This is a genomic window from Bellilinea sp. (genome assembly GCF_034432615.1).
Taxonomy (GTDB): Bacteria; Chloroflexota; Anaerolineae; order Anaerolineales; family Anaerolineaceae; genus Bellilinea.
Map to the genome: position 1 here is coordinate 1 of NZ_DAOUBL010000393.1, position 5,250 is coordinate 5,250.

Genomic DNA, 5,250 nt, shown 5'->3' on the forward strand with positions numbered 1-5,250 from the left:
CTGGTATCCCAGCCGAATCAGGTGGCTGACGGCGTTGTAAGCCGCATTGACATTATCCACGTCCACAAAACTCACCCCGTCGGCATGGAAGGGCCGGCCGATGACAACCAGAGGGATGTTGGAAGCCAGCAAGCGGTCCATCAGTTGATCACCAATCTGCCCGGACTGGAGCAGGACGCCGTCCAGCATCCCGCGCCGCGAGATGCGCGGGTAAATTTTGGCCTCATCCTCGGAGCTGCCGACCAGAAAGAGGGCAAGCGAGTAGTTGAAATGATTGCACGCCTGAGCAATCCCCTGCGTGAGCCGGGGAAAATACGGGTCACCGAAAAAGGAACTGACACTGCGCGGCAGCACCAGGCCGAGCATGAGCGACCGTTGCGACGCCAGGGTGCGGGCGGCAGCATTGGGATGAAATCCGGTCTGGCGAATCACCTCCAATACGCGCTGACGCACTTCCTCGCGCACATTGGGATGGTCATTGAGGACGCGCGAAACGGTAGAGCGAGATACACCTGCCTGACGGGCAATGTCTTCCAGAGTCAGATTGGGCATAACGGATCGCTTGAAAAGGAATACGGGGAACGAGGCTGGGAGACGATGATGTTGGAAGCGCTCCCAATCAATTTCATTATAGGAAAATTATGAACATTTGTCAATTAGTTATTTTTGAATTATGTCTTTTAAAATTTTAAGATTTACTAAAGACCTGGCATTTCTCTCCATTTTCATCCCCGATGAGTACCTGTTCACATTTTTGACCATCCTACAGGCTGTATTTTGAACGGATAGAACCCTTTCAACCCGCAGAAACTTTAACTTTTTCACCATCTTTAAAGCCAAACGATGGTTATAAAAACTTTTATAAAAATATTTCGCAATTACGTCTTGACTTTATTGGTTTTCGCGATAAAATGATTAAAATCTTTCGATTTTTTTCTCTGGTAGATATCTCTCCATGACCAAAAAAGTAAAAATTACCGAGATTGCCCACCGTGCCGGCGTTTCGATTTCGACCGTTTCACTGGTTTTGAATAACCGCCCCGGCGTTGCCCGCGATACCCGTGAACGGGTCCTGAGCGTCGCAGCCAGCCTGGGGTATTCCCCGCCCCATTCGTTTACAGATGCTACGCAAAGCCGCCTTTCCACCCTGCGCATGCTGGTCAAGCTCGATCCCGGCCAGGCTCCTCAAGCCAACCCCTTTTATTCCAAGGTCATTGTGGGCATCGAGGATGCCTGCCGCCGGAAAGGGATTAATTTGTTGTTCGCCTCGCTGCCAGTGGATGAAAACAATCATCCCCTGCAACCTCCCGGGCAGAGCGTCACCAACGGTAATGCCGATGGACTGCTGCTGGTTGGCATTTATGCCAGCGAAGCGTTTCTCGACGGGCTGACCCAGTATCCCGCTCCGGTGGTACTGGTGGATGGTTACGCCGCCCGCGACCATTACGATGCCGTGGTTTCGGATAATTTTCATGCGGCTTATCAAGCCATCGAGTATCTGCTGGAGAAAGGCCACCGACACATTGGGCTGATCGGCGGTGATGAACATTGCTACCCCAGTCTGCTTGACCGGCGCAACGGCTATTTGCGCGCGCTCAAGGAACACGGGATTTCTCATACCTACCTGGCCAGTTTCAACATCACCCGCACGAAAGGATTTGATGAAACCGCAGCCCTGCTCAGGAACCATCCCCAAATTACTGCCCTCTTTTGCATAAATGACGAAATCGCCAGTACCGCTATCCGGGCTGCTCAAAGTGTGGGGCGGCGCGTGCCGGATGATCTTTCGGTTGTGGGCTACGATGATACCTACATCGCGACTAACACTCATCCGGCCCTGACCACCCTGCACGTGGATACGGTAGCCATGGGGCGGGCAGCGGTGGAGTTGCTGGAGCTGCGCCGGCTAAATCCCGACTCAGCCCGCATGACCCTGCTGATCCACCCTTATCTGGTCGAGCGCGAATCGGTGAAGCCCCTACCCCCACAAGAGGAGGTCCTCAAACCATGAACGCACCTGCTCTGCCCAACATCCCGTGGGAGGATCGCCCCCCGGGCTGTTCGGATGTGATGTGGCGGTACAGCCGCAATCCGATCATTCCCCGCAACCTGATTCCATCCTCGAACAGTATCTTCAACAGCGCAGTAGTCCCCTTTGAAGGGGGTTTTGCGGGTGTCTTTCGCTGCGACAACAGGAAGCGCGAGATGAACCTGCACAGCGGTTTCAGCCGAGATGGATTCAACTGGCAATTGAATGATGAGCCGATCCACTGGCTGACCGGCGAGGTGGAACTGGCCCTTTTTGAACACCGCTATGACCCGCGGGTGGTCTGGTTGGAAGACCGCTACTATATCACCTGGTGCAACGGTTACCATGGCCCGACCATCGGTGTTGGCTACACGCACGATTTCAAATCCTTCCATTTTTTGGAAAATGCTTTCCTGCCCTACAACCGCAATGGGGTGCTCTTTCCCCGTAAGATCAATGGCCGCTATGTCATGCTCAGCCGCCCCAGCGACCGCGGTCACACACCCTTTGGAGATATCTTCATCAGCCAGAGCCCGGATATGATCCACTGGGGACAACATCGCTTTGTGATGAGCCCCAAAGGTGGCTGGCAAAGTACCAAAATCGGCGCCGGCCCAATTCCCATTGAAACCCGCGAGGGCTGGCTGTTGATTTACCACGGCGTTTTGACCTCCTGCAATGGATTTGTCTATTCCTGCGGGGCAGCCCTGCTCGATCTGGATCAGCCCTGGAAAGTGATTGCCCGCGGCGGCCCTTATTTGATGTCCCCCCAAACCCTGTATGAATGCGTGGGTGACGTTCCAAATGTGGTTTTCCCCTGCGCCGCACTCTACGACCCCCCTACCGACCGACTGGCTGTCTATTACGGCGCAGCTGATACGGTAACCGCTCTGGCGTTTGCTTACCTCAGTGAGGTGCTGGATTTTGTCAAATCCACCAGCGAGGCTTGAAAGCCAGCCAGGAGCCACACCTCCCCTGCCCCGGCCTGTAAAGTTCACGGCTTGCAACATCCCCTACCCGTTGCAAGCCGTGTTTTTGACCCCCTTTGCAGCGTGGCGCTGCAGGTGGAAGAACGCATCAAACAAAACCGGCACGGATGACCAACCCACCGCCTCTAATCATACCCTTCACCGCCCTGCTGGGCACGCTCACCCGCCGGCGCCCGGACGAAAGACGCGCACTTCATCGCCGTCCTTTAACATCAGGCTTAAATCCCGCTCCAAACGGCCGTTCAATGACCATGCAACCGGCTGGGAGATGCCTAATTGAGCGAACAAATCACCCACGCGGCTTTCCGGCGGCAGCTCCATTTCTGCCCGGCCCAACCTTTCGGGGGGCAGCTTTTCACGAAGATAGGAGTGGAGAATGACCCGAACCTTCATTAAACAAGTCTATTCCACGATCCACTCCAACCCCAGTTCGCGCAATTTCCCCGCGGTTGGATTGCCGGTTTCAACATCCCAGCCGGCCAGCGTGTAATAAATGGTTTTGTAATTCTCCAAATCCCGAGAGGGGTAGGCAACCCCGGCAGTCGGTCCGCTGCCCTTCATCGGTTTTTCGAACTTGGCGGGCAGGGTATCTTCCTTGCGGGTGAAGCCTTCGCGCGCATTAAAAGCGCGCATCATATTCAAGCGCCGTTCCCCAACCTGGAGGATTTCTTCGACGCTCACCTCCCAGCCCGTGGCGGCGCTCAGCATTTGCGCCATTTCCCGCGGACCGAACAGCTGCCAGGAAGGTCCCCACACAAACTGACACAGGGAATAACTATCCAGCGCGGAGTAAAAACACTCACTCAGGTAGGCAAAGCGGATTTTTTCTTCATTCATAGAACCCGGTTTTTGGGGTTGATGCAGCCCCAGCAGGGCAAGGCGTTGATAATAATGGTCAAATCCTCCTTCTTCGTACATCGGATCATGCTCGGAGGATTGATGGTCAGCGCCAAACGGATTGACCGCGTAAATCACCCCAAGGGTTTTCTTGGCGTGCGGGATGTGGGCGGGCAGTTCAGTATTTTTGGTGGTGACCAGATAGCGATGGCTGTTTCTTCCAATCCGCTCGGCAGCGCGAGCCGAACCATCGGCCAGTACCGCGCCAAAGCCCTCCCGCCTGCCAATTTTTTCAATCATCGTCAGCATGGCATCCGCATTTCCAAAACGCAGCTCAATTCCATCCGTATCGCTGAGCGATAAAACCCCGTTTTCAAAGCATTCCATTGCAAAGGCAATGGTTGCGCCGGTGCCAATCGTATCCAGGCCGTACATGTTGCACAACTGACTGGCCAGGGCAATCGCGTTCAGGTCGCTGATTCCGCAATAACTGCCGGTTGTGCTGATCGTTTCATATTCCGGGCCGCCGTAGGTGGGCAGTACTTTGCGTCCTTTGTACTCGGTTTCTACCACCCTTTTGCAGCGGACGGTACAGGCAAAGCAGGTGTCATTCCCTTTGAGGATGGTATCGGTCATGCGGTCGCCGCAAATGGCTTCAAACTGATCAAAATCGCCCTGATTGTAATTGTAGGTGGGCAGGGAACCAATCGAATTTTGGAAAGCCACCACGTCCGCCGTCCCGTTCAGCATCAGACCTTTAACATCCGGGTATTGATCAATGGATTTGCTGCCTAACCGTTGTAAAGAGGCCAGGGTGGCTTTGTCAACCGCTTCGCTTTTGCGAGCGGCCTTCACCACAATGGCTTTAAGGTTTTTGGATCCCATGACCGCGCCCATGCCCGTTCGCCCATTGGCGCGGTTGTGCATGTTCATCACCGCCGCGAGCAGGTTCAATTTTTCACCGGCCGGTCCAATTTGGAGAACTTCCAGTTTGGGATCACCCAGCTCGGTTTTGATTCGTTCTTCCGCCTCGCCGGTCGTCAACCCCCACAGATGTTCTGCATCCCGAATTTCGGCCTGCCCGTCATGCAGGTACAGATAAACCGGCTGATCGGCTCTTCCCTGAACCACAATTCCATCAAATCCGGCGTGTTTTAAAGCGGCCGGGAAAAATCCACCCCCCTGGCTGTCCCCAATCGCAAGGCTGATTGGAGAACGGGCATTGATGCAAATGCGGGACTGGCCGGAAACTGGCAAACCGGTTGGAATGCCGGTGAAGAAAGTGAGCGTGTTTTGCGGGCCCAGCGGGTCGCTGCCCGGCGGGGTCAACTTCAAAATATAGTACAAGCCCATCGCGCTGCCGCCGCCGTACTTTCGGTAAAAAGCATCGTCCGG

5 protein-coding genes are annotated in these 5,250 nt (G+C 54.8%); 2 read left to right on the top strand and 3 right to left on the bottom strand.

Annotated elements, in window-relative coordinates; all coding sequences use genetic code 11:
* A partial coding sequence (locus VAE48_RS17180) for a LacI family DNA-binding transcriptional regulator (protein ID WP_322794564.1) occupies positions 1-552 on the bottom strand: 552 nt, incomplete at its 3' end.
* Positions 553-955: 403 nt separating this feature from the next.
* On the opposite strand from VAE48_RS17180, the gene VAE48_RS17185 reads away from it, so the two are divergent.
* Both VAE48_RS17185 and VAE48_RS17190 read left to right on the top strand, forming a co-directional pair.
* Positions 956-2,011, top strand: coding sequence for a LacI family DNA-binding transcriptional regulator (locus tag VAE48_RS17185; protein WP_322794565.1), 1,056 nt, complete (start codon positions 956-958; stop codon positions 2,009-2,011).
* Positions 2,008-2,979, top strand: coding sequence for a glycoside hydrolase family 130 protein (locus VAE48_RS17190; protein WP_322794566.1), 972 nt, complete (start codon positions 2,008-2,010; stop codon positions 2,977-2,979). Before VAE48_RS17185 ends, VAE48_RS17190 begins: the two co-directional genes overlap by 4 nt.
* Positions 2,980-3,177: 198 nt before the next feature.
* Here VAE48_RS17190 and VAE48_RS17195 read toward each other — a convergent pair whose 3' ends face one another.
* Together VAE48_RS17195 and VAE48_RS17200 are read right to left on the bottom strand one after the other, a co-directional pair.
* Positions 3,178-3,411, bottom strand: coding sequence for a MoaD/ThiS family protein (locus tag VAE48_RS17195; RefSeq protein ID WP_322794567.1), 234 nt, complete (start codon positions 3,409-3,411; stop codon positions 3,178-3,180).
* Between the two features lie 9 nt (positions 3,412-3,420).
* A partial coding sequence (locus tag VAE48_RS17200; RefSeq protein WP_322794568.1) for an aldehyde ferredoxin oxidoreductase family protein occupies positions 3,421-5,250 on the bottom strand: 1,830 nt, incomplete at its 5' end.